Origin of the sequence: Achromobacter sp. D10 (genome assembly GCF_035282245.1) — a bacterium.
In the GTDB taxonomy this organism is placed as follows: Bacteria; Pseudomonadota; Gammaproteobacteria; order Burkholderiales; family Burkholderiaceae_B; genus Achromobacter; species Achromobacter insolitus.
Genome location: NZ_JAYJLE010000003.1, coordinates 1 through 21,710 on the forward strand (window position 1 = coordinate 1; position 21,710 = coordinate 21,710).

Sequence of the window (21,710 nt, forward strand, 5' to 3'; positions counted from 1 at the left end):
GGTCCCCGCTAGAACAGCCGGCCCGCCGCCGGGCCGCCCCAAGGCGGGCCAGCCCCCTCGGGGGGCAGCAAGCGCGCAACGCGGAGCGGCTGTTGGTCCGGGCTAGAACAGCCGGCCCGCCGCCGGGCCGCCCCAAGGCGGGCCAGCCCCCTCGGGGGGCAGCAAGCGCGCAACGCGGAGCGGCTGTTGGTCCGGGCTAGAACAGCCGGCCCGCCGCCGGGCCGCCCCAAGGCGGGCCAGCCCCCTCGGGGGGCAGCAAGCGCGCAACGCGCGCGCAGCGTGGGGGCAAAAGCAACGCGCGCGCAGTCCGCCGGAGCGCTTGTTCGGTCCCCGCTAGAACAGCCGGCCCGCCGCCGGGCCGCCCCAAGGCGGGCCAGCCCCCTCGGGGGGCAGCAAGCGCGCAACGCGCGCGCAGCGTGGGGGCAAAAAAAACCCGCCGGTAAGGGCGGGTCTTAAAAGGGGCTGTGCAGCCCCCAAGGGGAAAACTGTTCAGGCCGAAAGCCTGGGGCCTTGCTTAGGCGGCGGAGTGCGCGTTCTTGGCGCTCGTCTTGCCAGCCAGGGCACGGATGCCGTGGGCCAGCTTACGCAGGCCGGCGGCCAAAGCCCGCATCGGATGCGGACGGAATTGTTCTTCAATAGCCTGGAGCATCAGTTGGCGCTCGAGTTCGTCGGTCAGGCGGATGGTGTTGTTCGGGTTGATCACAATAGCCTCCACGGGCTTGCACTGTTTGTTTAGCTACTAGGGATAACCCGAATTATAGGGGTTAACCCTGAACTTGTGCAAGTGGCCGGTGCATATTGGCAACACCCTGGTGCGATGATGCTCCCAAATGATGCGGGGGAACACCATAAGCAAAGATACGCCGCCCATGTTGCGGCGCTTTTACAACGGGCGGTGCCAAGTCGGCAGAGGGATGAGGGAGGCGCGTCCGTGGGGCGAGGGCCTCCCGGACGCGGCGCCCTCAGGCGTCGCGATAGCCGGCGGCGACCAGCTCGAAGCCGAACAGGCGGCAGTCCAACGAGCCGTTATGCAGGGGTACTCGGCGCTTGGGCTTCAGGCGCAGCTGATTGGGCAGCGTCAGATCGCTCGTGATGACGTGCAACTGCCAGCCGGCGAAATTGCGCTTCAGGCAGGTCGCCCAGTCGCGCCAAAGATCTGCATCTTGTTCCGTCCCCATACGCTCGCCATAGGGCGGGTTGGTTACGATCCAACCGTGCTCGGCGGGTGCCGTTACGTGGCGGGCATCGCCGACCTCAAACCGGATGGAGTCTTCCGTCAGCCAGGCGCGCTCGGCGTTGTTGCGGGCGAACTCGATGGCGCGCGGGTCCAGGTCGTAGCCGACCAGCGGCGCGTCCAGTTGCGGCAGGATGCGTGAGCGGGCGTCGTCCTTCAGGTCGCGCCAGCGATAGGCATCATGTCCGCGCAAGCGCTCGAAACCGAACGGACGCGAGATGCCCGGGGGCACGCCCAGCGCGATCCAGGCGGCCTCGATGAGTATGGTGCCGGATCCGCAGAATGGATCCAGCAGCGGCGCTGCCGGATCCCAGCCTGCCAAGGCCAGCATGCCGGCGGCAAGGTTCTCGCGCAGCGGCGCTTCGCCCTTGTCCAGGCGCCAGCCGCGCTTGAACAACGATTCACCCGAGGTGTCCAGGTACAGCGTGGCCGTATGTCCGGTCAGGAACAGGTGCACGCGAGCATCCGGACGCACCGTGTCGATGCTCGGGCGCTCGCCTTCCAGGTCGCGCAGGCGGTCGCAGATGCCGTCCTTGGCGCGCAGATTGCAGTACTGCAAGCTCTGCACCGGGCTCTTGATGGCGGAGGTGTCCACGCGCAGGGTCTGCTCGGCGCCGAACCAGCGCTCCCAGGGGGTGTCGCGGGCCAGATCCAGGATGTCGTCTTCGTGCGAAATCTCGGCATGCGCCACCTGTACCAGGATGCGGGTTGCCAGACGCGAATACAGGTTGGCGCGCTGGACTCCCGACCAGTCGGCGGTAAAGGAACAGCCGGCGCGGCCGGCCCGGGCATCCTCGAAGCCCAGCGCCTGCATTTCCGCCGTCAGCGCTTCTTCCAGCCCTTGCGGGCAGGGGGCGAAGATGGGAAACACTTCCGCCTGGCGGGTTTCGCGCGGCCGGCGGCTGCGAACCTCTACTGAGGGTTCGCGCTTGCCGCGGTGTTCGTCGCGGCCATGATCGGGGTAGCCGGCTTCGGCGGCGTCCGACTCCAGCGCGTGGTCGGATTCGGCGGGGAATTCGGGGGCAGGGCCGTCGTCTTCGAACGGGTCGTAGAAACGACCCGCCGGCGTGGCTGGCGCGATGTACTGATCGTCGCGCAGGCGCGGCGCACGCTGAGGGACCCGGCCGGAGCGGCCGCCTGGCTCGGCTTCGCGCCGCGGGCCGTCAGGACGCTTGCGGCTCGCAGCCGGCCGGTCCGCTGCGTCGCGCGAGGGCTGGCCGCGGCTGGCGCCGCGCGGACCTCGGGCTTCCTCGTCCTTGCGGCGCTGATAGGCGGCGGGATCCTTCTGGCGTTCGATATTTTCCTTGGTGCGCTCTTGCTGCGCCACCAGGCGGGCGCGTGCGCCCGAGCGGGTGCGCTTGGGCGCCTCGGCGGCGTGGGCGTCACGCGCCGTTTTCTTGATCGTCAGCGTCTTGCGCGGGCGGTCCTGTTCATCAGAGGACATACGAATCCTGGCGAATGTGCAAAGGTAGAGGGGGTATCAGAAGGGTTTGACGACGACCAGCGCCACCACCACCAAGAGCAGCAAGACGGGAACTTCGTTGAACCAGCGATAGAACTTGTGGGAACGGGTGTTTTTACCCTGTTCGAATTTGCGCAGCATCAGGCCACAGGCGTGATGGTAGCCGATGACGAGCAGGACGAAAAAGAGCTTGGCGTGCATCCAGCCATTGCCGGGGCCGACTCCGATGCCGTAACCCAGGTACAGCCACATGCCGAAGACAACTGCGACGACGGCCAGGATGGTGGTGAAGCGGTACAGGCGGCGCGCCATGCCCAGCAGGGTGGTCTGGACCGCGGGGTCCGATTGCTGCGCCAGGTTCACGAAAATGCGCGGCAGATAGAACAGGCCGGCAAACCAGGAAGCGATAAAGACAATATGAAAGGTCTTGACCCAAAGCATGGCCATGGCGCGATCCAGTCGAGGAAAGCCGCATTGTAAGCTGCGCCCTCGCGCCAGGCGGCCTCAAGCAAAGCCCTGCGGGCAGGGCTTTGCCGGATAGGCCTCAGATCACGTACAGGTCGACGTATTCGTGGACGGGCATGGATTCCAACCGTTCCTGGTCAAGCGAGATCTGCAGGATGCGGTCCTGCTGGCGGACCGGGAACATGCGCGCCAGATTCGTGCGGAACTTGGCTTCCAGCAGCGGTATGCCCTCGGCACGGCGGCGCTTATGGCCGATGGGGTACTCGCAGACGATTTCGCCCATGCGCGTGCCGTCCTTGAACTCCACTGTGAGCGCGTTGGCGATCGAGCGCTTGTCGGGGTCGTGATAATCCCGGGTATAGGCGGGATCTTCCACGCAGACGATCTTGTCGCGCAGCGCGTCGATGCGCGGATCCCGCGCGACCTCATCTTCGTAGTCGGCCGCGGTCAGGCGGCCGAATAGCGTCGGCACCGCCACCATGTACTGGATGCAGTGGTCCCGGTCGGCCGGATTGGCCAGCGGTCCCTTCTTGTCGATGATGCGGATGCAGGCTTCGTGCGTGCGTATCGTGATTTTCGCGATGTCGTCGGCGCTTTTGCCGGCTGCTTTCAGCCGGCCATGGAGCTCCATGGCGCATTCCACGGCGGTCTGGGCGTGGAACTCGGCCGGGAACGAAATCTTGAACAGCACGTTCTCCATTACATAGCTGCCGTAGGGGCGCTGGAACCGGAACGGCTGGCCCTTGAACAGCACGTCGTAGAAGCCCCAGGTCTTGGCCGTCAGCACGGACGGATAGCCCATTTCGCCGGTCCTGGCGATGAGCGCCAGGCGCACGGCGCGGCTGGTGGCGTCGCCCGCCGCCCAGCTCTTGCGGCTGCCGGTATTGGGCGCGTGGCGATAGGTACGCAGGCTCTGGCCGTCGACCCAGGCCAGCGACACCGCGTTGATCACTTCCTCGCGGCTCAGGCCCAGCATTTGCGCCACCACGGCGGTGGAGGCAACTTTCACCAGAACGACGTGGTCCAGGCCGACCTTGTTGAAGGAGTTTTCGAGCGCGATGCAGCCCTGGATTTCATGCGCCTTGATCATGCCGGTCAGCACATCGCGCATCAGCAGGGGAGGCCTGCCCGCGGCGACCGCGGTGCGGGACAGCCAGTCGGCGGTCGCGAGGATGCCGCCCAGGTTGTCGGACGGGTGGCCCCATTCGGCGGCCAGCCAGGTGTCGTTGAAGTCCAGCCAGCGGATCATCGTGCCGATGTTGAACGCGGCCTGCACTGGATCGAGCTGGAATTGCGTGCCCGGCACCTTGGCGCCGTGGGGCACTGCCGTGCCGGGGATGATGGGCCCCAGCAGTTTCTTGCACGCGGGATACTCCAGCGCTTCCAGGCCGCAGCCCAGCGTGTCGATCAGGCAGTTGCGCGCCGTTTCGTACGCCAGGCCGCTCTGGATTTCATACTTCAGGACGTAGTCGGCGATATCGACCAGAACCAGGTCGGGATCGGGACGGACGTTGGAGATCGGGGCAGACATAGCGGTACCTCTCCATGGAATGAATACAGGTGGCCATGCCGTGCCCTCGTCCGCGCCCTTGTGCCGTGGCTTACTTGCGCTTTTCCAGCGGCACGAACTTCTGGTCTTCCGGGCCCACGTAATTGGCGGTGGGGCGGATGATCTTGTTGTCGATGCGCTGCTCGATGATGTGGGCCGACCAGCCCGCCGTGCGCGCGATGACGAACAACGGCGTGAACATGGCGGTGGGGACTCCCATCATGTGGTAGCTGACAGCCGAGAACCAGTCCAGGTTGGGGAACATTTTCTTGATGTCCCACATGACCGTTTCCAAGCGTTCGGCGATGTCGAACATCTTGGTGCTGCCGGCCTTCTTGGACAGCTTCTTGGCCACTTCCTTGATGACCTTGTTGCGCGGGTCGGACACGGTGTAGACCGGGTGGCCAAAGCCGATGATAACTTCCTTGGCTTCGACGCGGCGGCGGATGTCGGCCTCGGCCTCGTCCGGGGTTTCATAGCGCTTCTGCACGTCGAAGGCCACTTCGTTGGCGCCGCCGTGCTTGGGGCCGCGCAGCGCGCCGATGGCGCCCGAGATGGCGGAGAACATGTCCGAGCCGGTGCCGGCGATGACGCGGGCGGTGAACGTGGACGCATTGAACTCGTGTTCGGCGTACAGGTTCAGCGAGATGTGCATGGCCTTGACCCACTCGTCGCTGGGCTTTTCGCCGTGCAGCAAGTGCAGGAAGTGGCCGCCGATGCTGTCGTCGTCCGTCTGCACGTCGATGATGCGGCCATTGTGGCTGTAGTGGTACCAGTACAGCAGGGCAGAACCCAGGTTGGCCATCAGGCGGTCGGCGATGTCGCGCGCGCCAGGGGTGTTGTGGTCGTCCTTTTCAGGCAGCACGCAGCCCAGCACCGACACGGCGGTGCGCATCACGTCCATCGGGTGGCTGGCGGCGGGCAGGGCTTCCAGCGCGGCTTGCAGCTGGGCGGGCAGGCCGCGCAGGCTGCGCAGCTTTTCCTTGTAGGCCTTCAGTTCGGCCTTGTTCGGCAGCTTGCCGTGGACGAGCAAGTGGGCGATTTCCTCGAACTCGCTGGCGTCGGCGATGTCCAGGATGTCGTAGCCGCGGTAGTGCAGGTCGTTGCCGCTGCGGCCGACCGTGCAAAGTGCGGTGTTGCCGGCGACGACGCCGGACAGCGCAACCGACTTCTTGGGCTTGAAGCCGGCTTTTTCTTCCGGCTGGGCGTCCGTCTTGGCCACTTGCTTCTTGGGAGCCGTGCTCATGTCTCTACTCCTTGCTTTCGCGATGGTCGTTGCTATGGGGTGGGCATGCAAGGCGCCGGGCAGCTGCCGCGGCGCCGGAAACAAGGGCTTGCTTAAGCCTTGCCTTTCTGGAAAAGCGCGTCCAGCCTGGATTCGAACTCGTGGTAGCCGATGCGGTCGTACAGTTCTTCGCGCGTCTGCATCAGGTCGACCACGTTCTTCTGGTGGCCGTCGCGGCGGATGGCGGTGTAGACCGCTTCGGCGGCCTTGTTCATGGCGCGGAAGGCCGACAGCGGGTAGAGCACCATGCCTACGCCCACGCTCTTCAGTTCTTCCACCGAGAACAGCGGCGTCTTGCCGAATTCGGTGATGTTGGCCAGCACCGGCACCTTGACCGCCTTGACGAAGCGGTCGTAGGTGGGCAGGTCGTAGGCGGCTTCGGCGAAGATCGCGTCAGCGCCCGCTTCCACGCAGGCCAGTGCGCGCTCGATGGCGGCATCCACGCCATGCGAGGCGATCGCGTCGGTGCGCGCGATCAGGTAGAAATCGGTGTCGGTGCGGGCGTCGGCCGCGGCCTTGACGCGGTCTGCCATTTCTTCGGTGGAAACGATTTCCTTGCCGGGGCGATGGCCGCAGCGCTTGGCGCCGACCTGGTCTTCGATGTGGCAGGCGGCGGCGCCGAACTTGATCAGGCTCTTGACGCTGCGGGCGATGTTGAACGCCGACGGGCCGAAACCGGTGTCGATATCCACCACCAGCGGCACGTCGCAGACGTCGGTGATGCGGCGCACATCGGTCAGGACGTCATCCATCGTGTTGATACCCAGGTCGGGCAGGCCCAGGGAGCCGGCCGCGACGCCGCCGCCGGACAGATAGATGGCGCGGTAGCCGGCGCGCTTGGCCAGCAGTGCGTGGTTGGCGTTGATGGCGCCGATGATCTGCAGGGGGCTTTCTTCGGCAAGTGCGCGGCGAAAGAGGGCGCCGGCGGATTCGGGTCTGGACATGGGTGGTCTCCGTAACTTGGACCGGGTGTTTTCATGGGCCCCGGATGGAACGACTGGACTGCGGACTGGCGGGCGGCAGGCCCGGACGGGACGTGTCCCGTCCTGATTCCTGACCTTACCGCGGGCCCGGAAAATAAATCTGTCCCCTTCGCGACATTCCTTGCCGAGGAGCAAAGGGACAGGTTTATGTTTCGGTCTTGCTTAGGAATTGGGCCCGCGCAAACGGGCCCAATTCTTTACTCGTGCGCTGCTTACTTCAGCAGGTCCTTGACGCCGTCGCGCTCTTCGAGGAGCTCTTTCAGCGTGAAGTCCAGGCGCTCGCGCGAGAAGGCGTCGATTTCCAGGCCTTCGACACGCTTGTACTCGCCGTTTTCGGTGATGACCGGCACGCCGTAGATGATGCCTTCGGGGATGCCGTAGGAGCCGTCGGACGGGATGCCCATCGTGACCCACTTGCCGTTGCTGCCCAGGACCCAGTCACGGACGTGGTCGATGGCGGCGTTGGCGGCCGAAGCGGCCGAGGACAGGCCGCGGGCTTCGATGATGGCGGCGCCGCGCTTGCCCACCGTGGGGATGAACGTGTCGCGGTTCCAGGCGTCGTCGTTGATCAGCTTGGACAGCGATTCGCCGCCGACGGTGGCGAAGCGGTAGTCGGGGTACATCGTGGGCGAGTGGTTGCCCCACACGACCAGCTTTTCGATGTCGGCGACGGCCTTGCCGGACTTGGCAGCCAGTTGCGACAGGGCGCGGTTGTGGTCCAGGCGCAGCATGGCGGTGAAGTTCTTGGCGGGCAGGTCCGGCGCCGACTTCATGGCGATGTAGGCGTTGGTGTTGGCCGGGTTGCCGACGACCAGGACCTTGACGTTGCGGCTGGCGACGTCGTTCAGGGCCTTGCCCTGGGCCGTGAAGATCTGGGCGTTGACCGACAGCAGGTCCTTGCGTTCCATGCCGGGGCCGCGCGGGCGGGCGCCAACCAGCAGGGCCACGTCGGCGTCCTTGAATGCGGTGCGCGGGTCGCTGTGGGCGGTGACTTCTTGCAGCAGCGGGAAGGCGCAGTCATCCAGTTCCATGATGACGCCCTTCAGGGCCTTTTGCGCTTTCTCGTCGGGGATTTCCAGCAGTTGCAGGATGACGGGTTGATCTTTACCCAGCATTTCGCCCGAGGCGATGCGGAATAGCAGTGCGTAACCGATTTGGCCGGCGGCGCCGGTGACGGCGACACGCAAGGCAGGCTTGGACATGGACGTTCTCCGTAATGGTTTGGCGAGAAAAAATCTCACCAATCAGTGTAATCGTTGGGCGTGAAAATCGACGCGGGTGCAACGGTGTGCGCAGCGGCGTATTCAGCGGTGCGCACAGTGGCAGGCGCGGAGCCCGGGCAGCGTTGAATCCTAGATCGAATTTACGTGTCCGTCAATTGCTCTTCTATCTTATATAAGACATAAGACGTTGGACAGCCTCCCGGCCGATATGCCACAATAGAGCGTTTATTCGAATGCGCCGCAACCTGGTTTTAGTTGCGCGCCTGTATCAAGCCAGAACACCGGCGGCAGCAGCGCATTGCGGATGGGTTCGCTGCCTTGCGCCGCCTTCCCATTTCCCCGGATAAACATGACTCAATCAAAAAGATCCATGGCAGAGCCCCGGCCCGAAACCTCCTTACGCATTCGCGCCGCCCGTACGGCGGGCGAGGGGGCCGCTTTCAGTCCGCTCTACCGGCAAATCAAGGATCTGCTTGTCCAGAGCCTGGAACGCGGCGAATGGAAGCCCGGCGAACTCATCCCCAGCGAAATCGATCTGGCTGCCCGTTTCCAGGTGAGCCAGGGTACGGTGCGCAAGGCGGTCGATGAACTGGCCGCCGAGCACATGCTGCTTCGCCGCCAGGGCAAGGGCACTTTCGTCGCCACCCACCACGAAGCGCGCGTGCGCTACCGCTTCCTGCGCCTGGCCGCTGATGACGAAGGCGAGGCCGGCCGGGCCGAAAGCCGCATCCTGGAATGCCGGCGCCTGCGGGCGCCCGCGGAGATCGCGCGCGCCCTGGACCTGCGGGCCGGCGAAACCGTTGTCATGATCCGCCGCCTGCTGTCCATGGGGCAGACGCCCACCGTCGTGGACGACATCTGGCTGCCTGGATCCATCTTCCGTGGACTGACCCTGGAGCTGTTGACCGCCAACAAGGCGCCGCTCTACGGTCTGTTCGAATCCGAATTCGGCGTGAGCATGGTGCGCGCGGACGAAAAGCTGCGCGCGGTGATCGCCCCGGCCGAGGTCTGTCCGTTGCTTAATGTTCCCGCCGGGACGCCGTTGTTGCAGGTGGATAGGGTGTCTTATACGTATGGTGACCGCCCCATGGAAATTCGCCGGGGGTTGTACTTGACCGATCGATACCACTACCGCAATAGTCTGAATTGATGAGTTTTTTACCTACGATTTGATACCGACCCTATCTCTGGGCGAAAATACCGTGTTTGCCCGCAAGGGCTACGGCATTTCCGCCGTAACGATTCCCTAGTTCCGAAACACCGAGGCCGTCATGTCCGACACCGCTGCCAAGCCACGTCCGCAGTTTCGCAATATTGGTATTGCGCAACTCGCCAGCTACCGCCTGCCCCTGGCCGGCAAGCTGTCCATTCTGCACCGCGTCAGCGGCGCGCTGCTGTTCCTCTGTCTTCCCTTGGTCATTCTGCCGCTGTTCGCGGCCAGCGTGGCCGCGCCGCAGACGTTCGCAGCCGTGGCCGCGTACGCTGGCAACCCGATCGTCAAGCTTGTCTTCCTGGTCCTGATCTGGGGCTATCTGCACCACTTCTGTGCCGGCATCCGCTACCTGCTGCTGGACCTGCACATCGGCATCGACAAGCTGTCGGCCAAGAAGAGCGCCGGCGTGGTTTTCGGGGTGAGCCTGGCGCTGACCCTGGTGTTCGCCCTCAAACTGTTCGGAGTGCTGTAATGGCCGACGTCAAAAACTACGGACCCAAGCGTCTGGTCGTGGGCGCCCATTACGGCGTCATGGATTTCATCATCCAGCGCATCACCGCCGTCATCATGGCCGTGTACACGCTGGTGCTGCTCATCGGCATCCTGATGATGCCGGCCTTCACGTACGAGCACTGGACCGCGCTGTTCAATTTCTACGTGGGCGTTCTTCCGGTTGGCCAGATCCTGGCCACCCTTGCATTCATTGCGCTGGCCTGGCATGCCTGGATTGGTGTGCGCGACATCTGGATGGACTACGTCAAGTCGGTGGGCGTGCGCCTGCTGCTGCAAGTGCTGACGATCCTCTGGCTGGTCGGTTCGGTCGTTTACTTCGCGCAAATCCTCTGGAGCATTTAAGCCGTGGTCTCTGTCATGAAATCCCTGCCGCGCCGCCAGTTTGATGTGGTGGTCGTTGGCGCCGGTGGAGCCGGCATGCGTTGTTCGCTGCAACTGTCCCAAGCGGGCCTGTCCGTTGCAGTGCTGTCCAAGGTGTTCCCCACGCGTTCGCACACGGTTGCCGCACAGGGCGGCGTGAGCGCCTCGCTGGGCAACATGAGCGAAGACAACTGGTACTGGCACATGTACGACACCGTCAAGGGTTCGGACTGGCTGGGCGACCAGGACGCCATCGAATTCATGTGCCGCGAAGCGCCGAACGCCGTGTACGAGCTCGAGCACTTCGGCATGCCGTTCGACCGCAACCCCGACGGCACCATCTACCAGCGTCCGTTCGGCGGCCACACCGCCAACTTCGGTGAAAAGCCGGTCCAGCGCGCCTGTGCCGCTGCCGACCGTACCGGCCACGCGCTGCTGCACACCCTCTACCAGCGCAACGTCGCCGCACGCACCCAGTTCTTCGTCGAATGGATGGCGCTGGACCTGCTGCGCAACGAAGCGGGCGACGTCGTTGGCGTGACCGCCCTGGAAATGGAAACGGGCGAAATCTACATCCTGGAAGCCAAGACCACGGTGCTGGCCACCGGCGGCGCCGGCCGCATCTGGGCCGCTTCCACCAACGCCTTCATCAACACCGGTGACGGCCTGGGCATGGCCGCCCGCGCGGGCATCCCGCTGCAGGACATGGAATTCTGGCAATTCCACCCGACCGGCGTGGCCGGCGCCGGCGTGCTGATCACCGAAGGCGTGCGCGGTGAAGGCGGCATCCTGCTGAACAAGGATGGCGAACGCTTCATGGAGCGCTATGCGCCCACGCTGAAGGACCTGGCCCCGCGCGACTTCGTGTCCCGTTCGATGGACCAGGAAATCAAGGAAGGCCGCGGCTGCGGTCCGGACGGCAGCTACGTGGTCCTCAAGCTGGACCACCTGGGCGCCGACGTCATCAACAAGCGCCTGCCCTCGATCCGCGAAATCGCCATCAAATTCGGCAACGTGGACCCGATCAAGGAACCGATCCCCGTCGTTCCGACCATCCACTACCAGATGGGCGGCATCCCGGCCAACTACCACGGCCAGGTGCTGACGCGCGAAAACGGCGAGAACAAGATCGTCAACGGCCTGTACGCCATCGGCGAATGCGCCGCGGTGTCGGTGCACGGCGCCAACCGCCTGGGCACCAACTCGCTGCTGGACCTGATCGTGTTCGGCCGCGCCACCGGCAATCACATCGTCAATTCGCACCCGGAACGCCAGCACGCGCATCAGCCCGTGCCGCAGCAAGCCGTCGAATTCTCGATGGATCGCATCAACAAGCTGGAATCGCGCACCTCGGGCGAAAAGACCCAGGACATCGGCAATGCCATCCGCTTCTCGATGCAGCGTCACTGCGGCGTGTTCCGCACGCTGGAGCTGCTGAACGAAGGCGTGACCCAGATCGAGGATCTGGCCAAGCAAGCCGACAACATCTATTTCAAGGACAAGTCCAAGGTGTTCAACACCGCGCGCGTCGAGGCGCTGGAATTGGCGAACATGACCGAAGTGGCCCGCGCCACCATCAAGTCGGCCGCCAACCGCACCGAAAGCCGCGGCGCGCACGCGCTGGACGACCATCCGACGCGCGATGACGAAAACTGGCTGAAGCACACGCTGTGGTACTCCGAAGGCAGCCGCCTGGATTACAAGCCCGTGCAGATGAAGCCGCTGACGGTCGAGTCCTTCCCGCCCAAGGCGCGTACCTTCTAAGTCCGGATTGAGCCCACTATGAGCACCAAGAGAATCGTCAAGTTCGAAATCTACCGCTACGATCCGGACAAGGACGAGCGCCCCTACATGCAGAAGCTGGAAGTCGAACTCCAGCCGACCGACAAGATGCTGCTCGATGCGCTGGTGCGCATCAAGAACGACGTCGATGACAGCCTGGCCCTGCGCCGCTCGTGCCGTGAAGGCGTGTGCGGTTCGGACGCCATGAACATCAACGGCAAGAACGGCCTGGCGTGCACGACCAACCTGCGCGAACTGAAGGAACCCATCGTTCTGCGTCCGCTGCCGGGCCTGCCCGTCATCCGCGACCTGATCGTGGACATGACGCACTTCTTCAACCAGTACCACTCGATCCGCCCGTACCTCATCAACGACACGCCGCCGCCCGAAAAGGAACGCCTGCAGTCGCCCGAGGCGCGCGAAGAGCTGGATGGCCTGTACGAGTGCATTCTGTGCGCGTGCTGTTCCACTTCCTGCCCGTCGTTCTGGTGGAACCCGGACAAGTTCGTCGGCCCGGCCGGCCTGCTGCAAGCCTACCGCTTCATCGCCGACAGCCGCGACGAAGCCACGGGCAGCCGTCTGGACAGCCTGGATGATCCGTACCGCCTGTTCCGTTGCCACACCATCATGAACTGCGTCGACGTCTGTCCCAAGGGACTGAACCCGACCAAGGCGATTGGCAAGATCAAGGAACTGATGGTTCGCCGTACGGTCTAGTTTTTATTAAGCGCATTTTGCCTCCGGCGGCATTTTCTTGCCGCCGGGCCGTCCCAAGGCAAAAATGCCCCCTCGGGGGGCAGCAAGCCCGCGTAGCGGGTGCGGCGTGGGGGCTTTTATAGGTGCAAAGTAGGATGAGCAAGCTTACTGAATTGGAGCGGGCGCGTTTGCGTTGGCGGGCGCGCCGCGGCTTGCTCGAAAACGACTTGATCATCACCCGGTATCTGGACGCCCACGAGGGCGAACTCACCGATGATGACGTGGCGGCATTGACGCAGCTTTTCGAGATGGGAGACAACGACCTCCTCGACTTGCTGCTGGCCCGCAAAGAGCTTGAGGGCGCGCTCGACACGCCCAGGCTTCGGCGCATTATTGGCCAGATGCGCGCGCTCTGATTAATTGAGAGGAATGAACATGAACCTGTCTGACAAAAAAGCCACTCTATCCTTCTCGGATGGCAGCGCCCCTATTGAGTTCCCTGTTTACAAGGGTACGGTCGGTCCGGATGTGATCGACATCCGCAAGCTGTACGGCCAGACGGGCATGTTCACGTTTGACCCCGGCTTCATGTCCACCGCTGCCTGCGAATCGGGCATCACGTACATCGACGGCGACAAGGGCGAACTGCTGTACCGCGGCTACCCCATCGAGCAATTGGCCGTCAATTGCGACTTCATGGACATCTGCTACCTGATCCTGAACGGCGAACTGCCCAACAAGGACCAGAAGGCCGATTTCGATTCGCAAGTGACCCATCACACGATGGTGAACGAGCAGCTGCATTTCTTCCTGCGTGGCTTCCGCCGCGATGCGCACCCGATGGCCGTGCTGACGGGCCTGGTCGGCGCGCTGTCCGCGTTCTACCACGACTCCACCGACATCACGAACCCGCAGCATCGCCACATCTCGGCCATCCGCCTGATCGCCAAGATGCCGACGCTGGTCGCGATGGCTTATAAGTACTCGCAAGGCCAACCGTTCATCTACCCGCAGAATGACCTGTCCTACACGGGCAACTTCCTGCGCATGATGTTCGCCACGCCGTGCGAAGAATACAAGGTGAACGAAGTCGTCGAGCGCGCGCTGGACCGCATCTTCATCCTGCACGCCGACCACGAGCAGAACGCTTCTACCTCGACCGTCCGCCTGTGCGGTTCGTCGGGCACGAACCCGTTCGCCGCCATCTCGGCTGGCGTGGCTTGCCTTTGGGGCCCGGCTCACGGCGGCGCCAACGAAGCTTGCCTGCAGATGCTGGAAGAACTGCAAGCCAACGGCGGCATCGCCAAGGTTGGCGAGTTCATGGAGAAGGTCAAGGACAAGAACTCGGGCGTGCGCCTGATGGGCTTTGGCCACCGCGTCTACAAGAACTACGACCCGCGCGCCAAGCTGATGCAGGAAACCTGCAAGGAAGTGCTCTCGGCCCTGGGCCTGGAAAACGACCCGCTGTTCAAGCTGGCCATGGAACTGGAACGCATCGCCCTGGAAGACCCCTACTTCGTGCAGCGCAAGCTGTACCCGAACGTGGACTTCTACTCGGGTATCGTCCAGCGCGCCATCGGCATCCCGACCTCGCTGTTCACGGCCATCTTCGCGCTGGCCCGCACGGTGGGCTGGATCGCCCAGTGGAACGAAATGCTGTCGGATCCCGATTACAAGATCGGCCGTCCGCGCCAGCTGTTCACCGGTTCGGTCACGCGCGACGTGCCCCCGATGGACAAGCGTTGATACGCAGCCTCGCTTGAACAAGAAACCGCCTTCGGGCGGTTTTTTGTTGTCCGTTCGCCATGTGGCCGCGGCGCGATGGTTTGGCGTGTACCATCCTTGCCATGATTCCGATAGCGTTGCCTTCCGCTGGCTTTTACATTTTTGTTTCCCTTGGGTTTCTGGCCGGCCTGGTGCTGCTGGCCTGGGCCGTGGTCCTGGTCGCCAGTGGCGGCGCGCGCCGCACGGTGCGCAAGTACTGGAAGACCTCATCCCTGGTGTTCGTCGTGCTGGCCGTGCCGTTTGCCTTCTATGCCTGGGTGCAGACGGTGATCTGGCAAATCGAGCGGGAAGGCGCCCGCGCCGAGGCAGCCCGCAATGTCACGCTGCAGGAAGCCACGACCGTCGGTGGCACCGCCATGCCCGCGGGCACACGGCTGAAGCTGCAGGACGAAGGGCAGCTGGAAACCTATGTCGAAGCGGAGTTTCCACAGCCCGTGGCCATGTATGGCGTGCAGGCGTCGAGCGCACGGCGTTATCTCAATTCTGACTATGACGACGCAACCTACGCCTTGCGGGGCCGCTATCCGCGCAACGTCATCCTGCGCGGCGCGGGCACCCAGACGGTGCTGGGCTGGCAGTGCGACGCCACTCAGGATATCGAGTTCGAGGTGGCGCGCGATGGCGCGATGACGGCGTTCGACAAGTGCGTGCTGGGCCCGGGCAATCGCGCCGAAGCCCTGGACCTCGCGCCGGGGTCCATCGTCTATGGCTCCAGCGGCACGGTCTATACCGACGGTTCACGCGATCCGGACCACTGGCGCATCGAGGTCAAGAATCCGATGGCCGTCCGGATATTCGGGCTGCCCTTGAGCGAGCCGCGGCTGTACCTGGACGAGACGCGACGCCTGCTGCGAGTCAGCGACGCGGAACTTGCCTGCCCGACGCGGTTCGGCGGCGTGAGCTATGCCGCTGGCACGCAGGTGAAGTCGATGCGACGCGGCCGCGGCGATGCACGCGAACCGTATCCGGGCGTGCTGGTGCTGAGTCCCTGGAATGGCGAGGCCGCCAAACGCGACGGCCAGGCCGATGTGCCGGAGGGCATGTCGGTGATGCAGACCTTGGCCGGCGAGGTCTTGGACGTGGTCCAGAACGACACGGTGGGCGTCTTCCACTTCGCCACCTTCGTTGTGGGCGACGAGGAATCCGAGCCTCGCCGCCGCGCATCCTGCCCTTGAGCGCAAGGGCCTCGCGGCAGGTGTTAGGCGCCGATGCCGCGTGCCATCAGCACGGCGAACAGCGGCAGGAAGATGAACAGGTGCGATTCGATCATGACCCAGCGGCGGGCGCGCTTGATGTCGGCTGCCGCAGGCACGAAGCCCGGCTGCTGGCGGGACTGCTTTGCCCATCGCAGGAAGGTCATCGTCGGGGGGATCGAACAGAGGCCGATGACGACAAACAGCGTGATCTTCGCGTGAAACCACGGGTTGCCCATGTAGAAGGCAGCGCCCTTGATGCCCAGGGTCAGGCGCAGCACGCCAGTAATGAGCACCACCACGGCGCTGGCCAGATAGAGGCGGTCGTAGATGGCCAGGCGCTTGACGCCATTGGCTGTGAGGTCGGGTCGCAGCAGCACGGCTTCGGCTGTCAGCACCACCACGAGCAGGAAAATGGCCAGGTAGTGAAACCAGGCATACAGGGCGTCGGCCAGCATGTGGACTCCAGAAAACAAGGTTGAACTTGGTTTTTACCATCAGCCCGGGTGGGCCGGCTATGCGATGAGCCGGCAGCGCGCAATGAAAAAGGGCGCCCCGAAGGGCGCCCCTGGCCTTGACGGCAATCGTTGATCAACGACGCTTCTTGGCGGCCTCGGCGGCTTCCTGCTGAGCGTCCACCACGGCCAGCGCCGTCATGTTGACGATGCGGCGCACCGTGGCGCTGGTGGTCAGGATGTGCACGGGGCGTGCCGCGCCCAGCAGGATCGGACCCATCGCGACGCCATTGCTGCCGGTCATCTTCAGCATGTTGTACGTGATGTTACCGGTGTCCAGCGTGGGCATGACGAGCAGGTTGGCGCGACCCTTCAGCGTGCTGTCCGGGTAGGCCAGGACGCGGATCTTTTCCGACAGGGCGGCGTCGGCGTGCATTTCGCCGTCGACTTCCAGGTCGGGAGCGCGGTCCTGCACCATCTGGCGCGCGGCGGCCATCTTGCGCGACGAATCCGTGACGCGGCTGCCGAAGTTGGAGTGCGACAGCAGGGCGATCTTCGGCACCACGCCAAAGCGCAGCATTTCATCGGCGGCCTGGATGGTGATGCTGGCGACTTCCTCGGCCGTCGGGTTTTCGTTGACGTGGGTGTCGGTGACGAACAGGGTCTGGTCGGGCAGCATCAGCACGTTCAGGGCGGCATAGGTCTGGCCTTCCTTCTTGCCGATGATTTCGTCGATGTACTTGAGCTGGTTGTCGTACTTGCTGGCCACCCCGCAGAGCAGGGCGTCGGCATCGCCACGGCGCAGCAGCATCGCGCCGATCAGCGTGTTGTGCTTGCGGATCATCGCCTTGGCGATGGCCGGGGTCACGCCTTCGCGGCCCTTGAGCTGGTAGTACGCGTTCCAGGTTTCATTGAAGCGGCTGTCGTCTTCCGGATCCACGATCTCGAAGTCCTTGCCGGCCGCCAGGCGCAGGCCGAACTTCTTGATGCGCATTTCGATGACGGACGGGCGGCCGATCAGGATCGGGAACGCCAGCTTTTCATCGGCCACGGTCTGCACCGCGCGCAGCACGCGCTCGTCTTCGCCGTCGGCATAGATGACGCGCTTGGGCGCCTTCTTGGCCTGGGCGAACAGCGGACGCATCAACTGGCCCGAGTGGTACACGAAGCCCATGAGCTTTTGGCGGTAGGCTTCGATGTCCTCGATGGGACGGGCGGCCACGCCGGAGTCGGCGGCAGCCTGGGCCACGGCCGGGGCGATCTGGACGATCAGGCGCGGGTCGAAGGGCTTGGGGATGATGTAGTCCGGGCCGAACGACAGTTCCTGGCCAGCGTAGGCGCGGGCCACTTCGTCGTTCTGTTCGGCTTGCGCCAGTTCGGCGATGGCCTTCACGCAAGCAAGCTTCATTTCTTCCGTGATGCGCGATGCGCCGGCGTCCATGGCGCCGCGGAAGATGAACGGGAAGCACAGCACGTTGTTGACCTGGTTCGGGTAGTCCGAACGGCCGGTGGCGATGATGCAGTCCGGGCGGGCGGCCTTGGCCACTTCGGGGCGGATTTCCGGCTCGGGGTTGGCCAGAGCCAGGATCAGCGGGCTCGCGGCCATGGTCTTGACCATGTCGGCGGTCAGCACGCCTGCGGTCGAGCAGCCCAGGAACACGTCGGCGCCGTTGACCACGTCGGCCAGCGTGCGCGCGTCGGTCTTCTGCGCGTAGCGCTTCTTGTTGACCTCCATGTTTTCATCGCGGCCGTCCCAGATCACGCCACGCGAGTCCACCACGTAGATGTTCTCGCGCTTGACGCCCAGGTGGACCAGCAGATCCAGGCAGGCGATGGCGGCGGCGCCGGCACCCGAGCAGGCCAGCTTGACCGTGCCGATGTCCTTGCCCACGACCTTCAGGCCATTCAGGATGGCGGCCGACGAAATGATGGCGGTGCCGTGCTGGTCGTCATGGAAGACGGGGATCTTCATGCGCTCGCGCAGCTTCTTCTCGATGTAGAAGCACTCGGGCGCCTTGATGTCCTCGAGGTTGACGCCGCCCAGCGTGGGTTCCAGCGCCGCGATGATGTCGACCAGCTTGTCGGGGTCGTTTTCGGCCAGTTCGATGTCGAACACGTCGATGCCGGCGAACTTCTTGAACAGGCAGCCCTTGCCTTCCATGACGGGTTTTGCGGCCAGCGGGCCGATGTTGCCCAGGCCCAGCACGGCGGTACCGTTGGTGATCACGCCCACCAGGTTGCCGCGCGAGGTGTACTTCGAGGCTGCGTCATCGCCCTGGTCGAAGATGGCCATGCAGGCGGCCGCCACGCCGGGGGAGTAGGCCAGGGACAGGTCGTCCTGGTTGGCCAGCGTCTTGGTCGGGGTGACCGAGATTTTGCCGGGAGTGGGGTAGGCGTGGTAGTCCAACGCCATTTTGGTGAGAGTTTCGTCCATGGGATACAGGCCTTGCGGGCGCTAAATGGAAAGAAAGGAGGAAAGGAAAGGAGGAAAGCGGATTGCAAAAAGCGGGCTCGCGGCCCGCCGTATTTTCTTGGAAATGCTTGGGAACACCCGTATTTCAACAGAAAGCGCGGGTGCTTGGTTGTTGCGGTGCAGCGAATGGACGATTTTGCTCAAAACCTCGCCGCACCGCGGTTTGCAATCCTAGAGCTCCCAAGGGGGTGTCTGGCGGGCGCCGGCGTTCAGCCGGACACGCAGCCCCTTGGCGTCTTCCTCGCGGCCCAGGCTGTCCAGGGCATGCAGCACGATCCAGTCGGCGCTGACTTCGAAGAAGTCGCGCAGCTGGGCGCGGGTGTCGCTGCGGCCGAAACCGTCGGTGCCCAGCGTGCGATAGGGGGCAGGCACCCAGGCGCGGATCTGTTCGGGCACGGCCCGTATGTAGTCGCTCGCGGCCACTACCGGGGCGTCGCTGCCGCCCAGGCAGTGCCGCACCCAGTCGTCGCTGGCATCCAGCCCCAGCACGCGGGCGCGCTCGGCCTCGCGTCCGGCGCGGGCCAGTTCGGAAAAGCTGGTGACGCTCCAGACTTCGGCGTCCACGCCATAATCGGCCTGCAATCGTTGCGCGGCCATTTCGGCCTCGCGCAGCATGGGGCCGGCGCCCAGCAGGCGCACCTGGGCCTGCCCTCGGGCGGGCCGCAAGAGGTACATGCCGCGCAGGATGCCCTCCCGCACCGCTTCGCCCGGCGGCATGTCGGGTTGCGCCAGGTTTTCGTTGGTGACGGTCAGGTAGAAGAATTCGTCGCGCTGCTCGTCGAGCATGCGGCGCATGCCGTGTTCGACGATGACGGCGACCTCGAAGGCATAGGCCGGGTCGTAGGCGCGGCAGTTCGGCACGGCGGCGGCCATGATGTGGCTGGAGCCGTCCTGATGCTGCAAGCCTTCGCCGCCCAGGGTGGTGCGGCCGGAGGTGGCGCCGATGAGGAAGCCGCGCGTGCGCTGGTCGGCGGCGGCCCAGATCAGATCGCCGATGCGCTGGAAGCCGAACATCGAGTAGTAGATATAGAAGGGCAGCATCGGCAACCCGTTGACCGAGTAGCTGGTGCCGGCAGCCGTCCAGGAGGAAATCGCGCCGGCCTCGGTGATGCCTTCTTCGAGGATCTGGCCGTCGCGGGCTTCGCGGTAGTACAGCACGGAGCCTATGTCTTCCGGTTCGTACAACTGGCCTTGCGCGGAATAGATGCCGATCTGGCGGAACAGGTTGGCCATGCCGAAAGTACGGGCCTCGTCCGCCACGATGGGCACGATGCGCGGCCCCACCGTGGCGTCCTTGAGCAGCGCGGTCAGCATGCGCACGATGGCCATGGTGGATGACATTTCCTTGCCATCCGCGGCCAGTGCAAAGCGCGCCCAATGTTCTGCTTGGGGGGGCGCCAGCCTGGGCGCCTCGATGTTGCGGCGGGGAATGTGCCCGCCGAGTGCGGCACGGCGCGCCTGCAAGTGGCGCAGTTCGGCGCTGTCCTCGGCGGGGCGGTAGAACTTCAGCGCCAGGCAATCGGCGTCCGAGATCGGCAGCGCGAAGCGGTCGCGGAAAGCCAGCAGGGCTACATCGTCCAGCTTTTTCTGCTGGTGCGTGGTCATCTTGCCCTGGCCGGCCGAGCCCATGCCGAAGCCCTTTTTGGTCTGCGCCAGGATTACCGTGGGCTGGCCTTGGTGGCGCACGGCGCGGTGGTAAGCGGCATGGATCTTCACCATGTCATGTCCGCCGCGGTGCAGCCGGTCGATGGCTTCGTCGCTCCAGTCTGCCACCAGCGCCGCCAGCTCGGGGTTCTGGTTGAAGAAGTGGGCGCGGTTGAAGGCGCCGTCATTGGCTGCGAAGGTCTGGAATTGTCCGTCCACGGTATTGGCGAACGCGCGCGCCAGCGCACCTCCCGTGTCGCGCCGCAGGAGAGCGTCCCAGTCGCTGCCCCAGACAAGCTTGATGACGTTCCAGCCAGCGCCGGCGTACAGCGTTTCCAGTTCGTCGATGATGCGGCCGTTGCCGCGCACCGGGCCGTCCAGCCGCTGCAGGTTGCAATTGACCACGAACACCAGGTTGTCGAGCTTTTCGCGCGCGGCCAGTGTCAGCGCGGCGATGGATTCGGGTTCGTCCATTTCGCCGTCGCCGAAGATGCCCCAGACCTTGCGGTCGGCGCCGGGCATGAGCGAACGGTGCTCGAGGTAGCGCATGAAGCGCGCCTGGTAGATCGCGTTGATGGGGCCGATGCCCATCGAACCCGTGGGGAATTGCCAGAAGTCCGGCATCAGCCACGGATGCGGGTAAGACGACAAGCCGCGCAGGCCGTTCGCGGAGGCGGTGATTTCCTGCCGGAAATGCGCCAAGTCCGCTTCGCTGAGGAAGCCCTCCAGATAGGCGCGGGCATAAACACCGGGGGCCGAGTGCGGCTGCATGTAGACCAGGTCTCCCGGGCCATCCTGGGTGCGCGCGCGAAAGAAATGGTTGAAGCCGACTTCGAACAGGTCGGCGGCCGACGCGTAGCTGGCGATGTGGCCGCCCAGTTCGCCATGCGCCTGGTTGGCGCGCACCACCATGGCCAGGGCGTTCCAGCGGTTGATGCGGGCGATGCGCTCTTCCACGGCCAGATTGCCGGGGAAGGGGGGCTCCTCGTCAGCGGGAATGGTGTTGAGGTACGCGGTGCGGGTCTGGCTGTTGGCGCGCAAGCCCAGCGACGCGGCGTGGCCGAGCAGGTTGTCCAGCACATAGCCCGCGCGCTCGGAACCTTCCGCCTGTACCAGTGCCTGCAGCGCATCGCGCCATTCGGCGGTTTCGGCGGGGTCGGAATCGTGCTGGATAGCTTGCCCGGGGCGGGCGGAACTGGCGTCGCGCATGGTCTTGTCGTCTCCTGGTTTGACGTCCATGCTAGACCCTAGCTTCAGGCATGGGTAATCAAAATTCTAGGGAGATTTCTGTAAATTCAGCATAATCTGTTGCAGGTTTTGTAGCTTGCGGCAGCTTCTGCCGAAGATGCGCCCGGCGACCGTCTTAGGGGATGTGGCCACTGGGTGGACGCGAAG

Annotated in this window: 18 protein-coding genes; 8 read left to right on the plus strand and 10 right to left on the minus strand. The window is 64.5% G+C overall.

Translation table 11 applies throughout. The features are described 5' to 3' along the window. Nucleotides 1-514: 514 nt before the first annotated feature. The 7 genes from VCS63_RS10265 to VCS63_RS10295 all read right to left on the minus strand — a co-directional run bounded on the left by VCS63_RS10265 (nt 515) and on the right by VCS63_RS10295 (nt 8,180). Nucleotides 515-703, minus strand: a complete 189-nt coding sequence (locus tag VCS63_RS10265) for a hypothetical protein (protein ID WP_006389355.1) — start codon at nt 701-703, stop codon at nt 515-517. Nucleotides 704-962: 259 nt separating this feature from the next. Next, nucleotides 963-2,678: a THUMP domain-containing protein gene (locus VCS63_RS10270; RefSeq protein WP_082900634.1), complete on the minus strand. Its 1,716-nt coding sequence runs from the start codon at nt 2,676-2,678 to the stop codon at nt 963-965. Between the two features lie 36 nt (nt 2,679-2,714). Then, nucleotides 2,715-3,143, minus strand: a complete 429-nt coding sequence (locus VCS63_RS10275; RefSeq protein ID WP_170946302.1) for a CopD family protein — start codon at nt 3,141-3,143, stop codon at nt 2,715-2,717. 97 nt (nt 3,144-3,240) lie between these two features. Beyond that, nucleotides 3,241-4,692 (minus strand): bifunctional 2-methylcitrate dehydratase/aconitate hydratase, encoded by a 1,452-nt coding sequence (locus VCS63_RS10280; protein ID WP_063961444.1) that lies wholly within the window; start codon nt 4,690-4,692, stop codon nt 3,241-3,243. A gap of 70 nt (nt 4,693-4,762) precedes the next feature. Beyond that, nucleotides 4,763-5,956 (minus strand): bifunctional 2-methylcitrate synthase/citrate synthase, encoded by a 1,194-nt coding sequence (prpC, locus tag VCS63_RS10285; RefSeq protein WP_042792448.1) that lies wholly within the window; start codon nt 5,954-5,956, stop codon nt 4,763-4,765. Between the two features lie 92 nt (nt 5,957-6,048). After that, a complete protein-coding gene (prpB, locus tag VCS63_RS10290; protein WP_042792449.1) occupies nt 6,049-6,939 on the minus strand; it encodes a methylisocitrate lyase in 891 nt (296 codons plus the stop codon). Nucleotides 6,940-7,190: 251 nt separating this feature from the next. Continuing rightward, entirely contained in the window at nt 7,191-8,180 is a 990-nt protein-coding gene (locus VCS63_RS10295) for a malate dehydrogenase (protein WP_063641901.1), read from the minus strand. Nucleotides 8,181-8,571: 391 nt separating this feature from the next. On the opposite strand from VCS63_RS10295, the gene VCS63_RS10300 reads away from it, so the two are divergent. From VCS63_RS10300 to VCS63_RS10335, 8 genes are all read left to right on the plus strand, one after another. Then, nucleotides 8,572-9,351, plus strand: a complete 780-nt coding sequence (locus tag VCS63_RS10300; protein WP_042792450.1) for a GntR family transcriptional regulator — start codon at nt 8,572-8,574, stop codon at nt 9,349-9,351. A 121-nt stretch (nt 9,352-9,472) separates the two neighbouring features. Beyond that, nucleotides 9,473-9,886 carry a succinate dehydrogenase, cytochrome b556 subunit gene (sdhC, locus tag VCS63_RS10305; RefSeq protein ID WP_013392307.1) on the plus strand — a complete coding sequence of 138 codons (414 nt, stop codon included), beginning with the start codon at nt 9,473-9,475 and terminating at the stop codon, nt 9,884-9,886. After that, complete coding sequence (gene sdhD, locus VCS63_RS10310) at nt 9,886-10,269, plus strand: succinate dehydrogenase, hydrophobic membrane anchor protein (RefSeq protein WP_013392308.1); 384 nt, start codon at nt 9,886-9,888, stop codon at nt 10,267-10,269. Before sdhC ends, sdhD begins: the two co-directional genes overlap by 1 nt. A 15-nt stretch (nt 10,270-10,284) precedes the next feature. Next, nucleotides 10,285-12,051 (plus strand): succinate dehydrogenase flavoprotein subunit, encoded by a 1,767-nt coding sequence (sdhA, locus tag VCS63_RS10315; protein WP_208025194.1) that lies wholly within the window; start codon nt 10,285-10,287, stop codon nt 12,049-12,051. A gap of 18 nt (nt 12,052-12,069) precedes the next feature. Continuing rightward, a complete protein-coding gene (locus VCS63_RS10320) occupies nt 12,070-12,786 on the plus strand; it encodes a succinate dehydrogenase iron-sulfur subunit (protein WP_042792452.1) in 717 nt (238 codons plus the stop codon). Between the two features lie 134 nt (nt 12,787-12,920). Then, nucleotides 12,921-13,181 (plus strand): succinate dehydrogenase assembly factor 2, encoded by a 261-nt coding sequence (locus tag VCS63_RS10325; protein WP_042792453.1) that lies wholly within the window; start codon nt 12,921-12,923, stop codon nt 13,179-13,181. A 19-nt stretch (nt 13,182-13,200) separates the two neighbouring features. Further along, the gene (locus tag VCS63_RS10330) at nt 13,201-14,511 is read left to right on the plus strand and encodes a citrate synthase (protein ID WP_042796842.1); all 1,311 of its coding nucleotides are present in this window, start codon (nt 13,201-13,203) and stop codon (nt 14,509-14,511) included. A gap of 80 nt (nt 14,512-14,591) precedes the next feature. Beyond that, nucleotides 14,592-15,725 carry a hypothetical protein gene (locus VCS63_RS10335; protein WP_323879618.1) on the plus strand — a complete coding sequence of 378 codons (1,134 nt, stop codon included), beginning with the start codon at nt 14,592-14,594 and terminating at the stop codon, nt 15,723-15,725. 23 nt (nt 15,726-15,748) lie between these two features. Here VCS63_RS10335 and VCS63_RS10340 read toward each other — a convergent pair whose 3' ends face one another. The 3 genes from VCS63_RS10340 to mdeB form a co-directional block, all read right to left on the minus strand. Next, nucleotides 15,749-16,201 (minus strand): DUF2214 family protein, encoded by a 453-nt coding sequence (locus VCS63_RS10340; RefSeq protein ID WP_063961443.1) that lies wholly within the window; start codon nt 16,199-16,201, stop codon nt 15,749-15,751. 133 nt (nt 16,202-16,334) lie between these two features. Next, the gene (locus VCS63_RS10345) at nt 16,335-18,632 is read right to left on the minus strand and encodes an NADP-dependent malic enzyme (RefSeq protein ID WP_042792455.1); all 2,298 of its coding nucleotides are present in this window, start codon (nt 18,630-18,632) and stop codon (nt 16,335-16,337) included. Nucleotides 18,633-18,842: 210 nt separating this feature from the next. Continuing rightward, nucleotides 18,843-21,524 (minus strand): alpha-ketoglutarate dehydrogenase, encoded by a 2,682-nt coding sequence (gene mdeB, locus VCS63_RS10350; RefSeq protein WP_323879897.1) that lies wholly within the window; start codon nt 21,522-21,524, stop codon nt 18,843-18,845. Nucleotides 21,525-21,710: the final 186 nt, after the last annotated feature.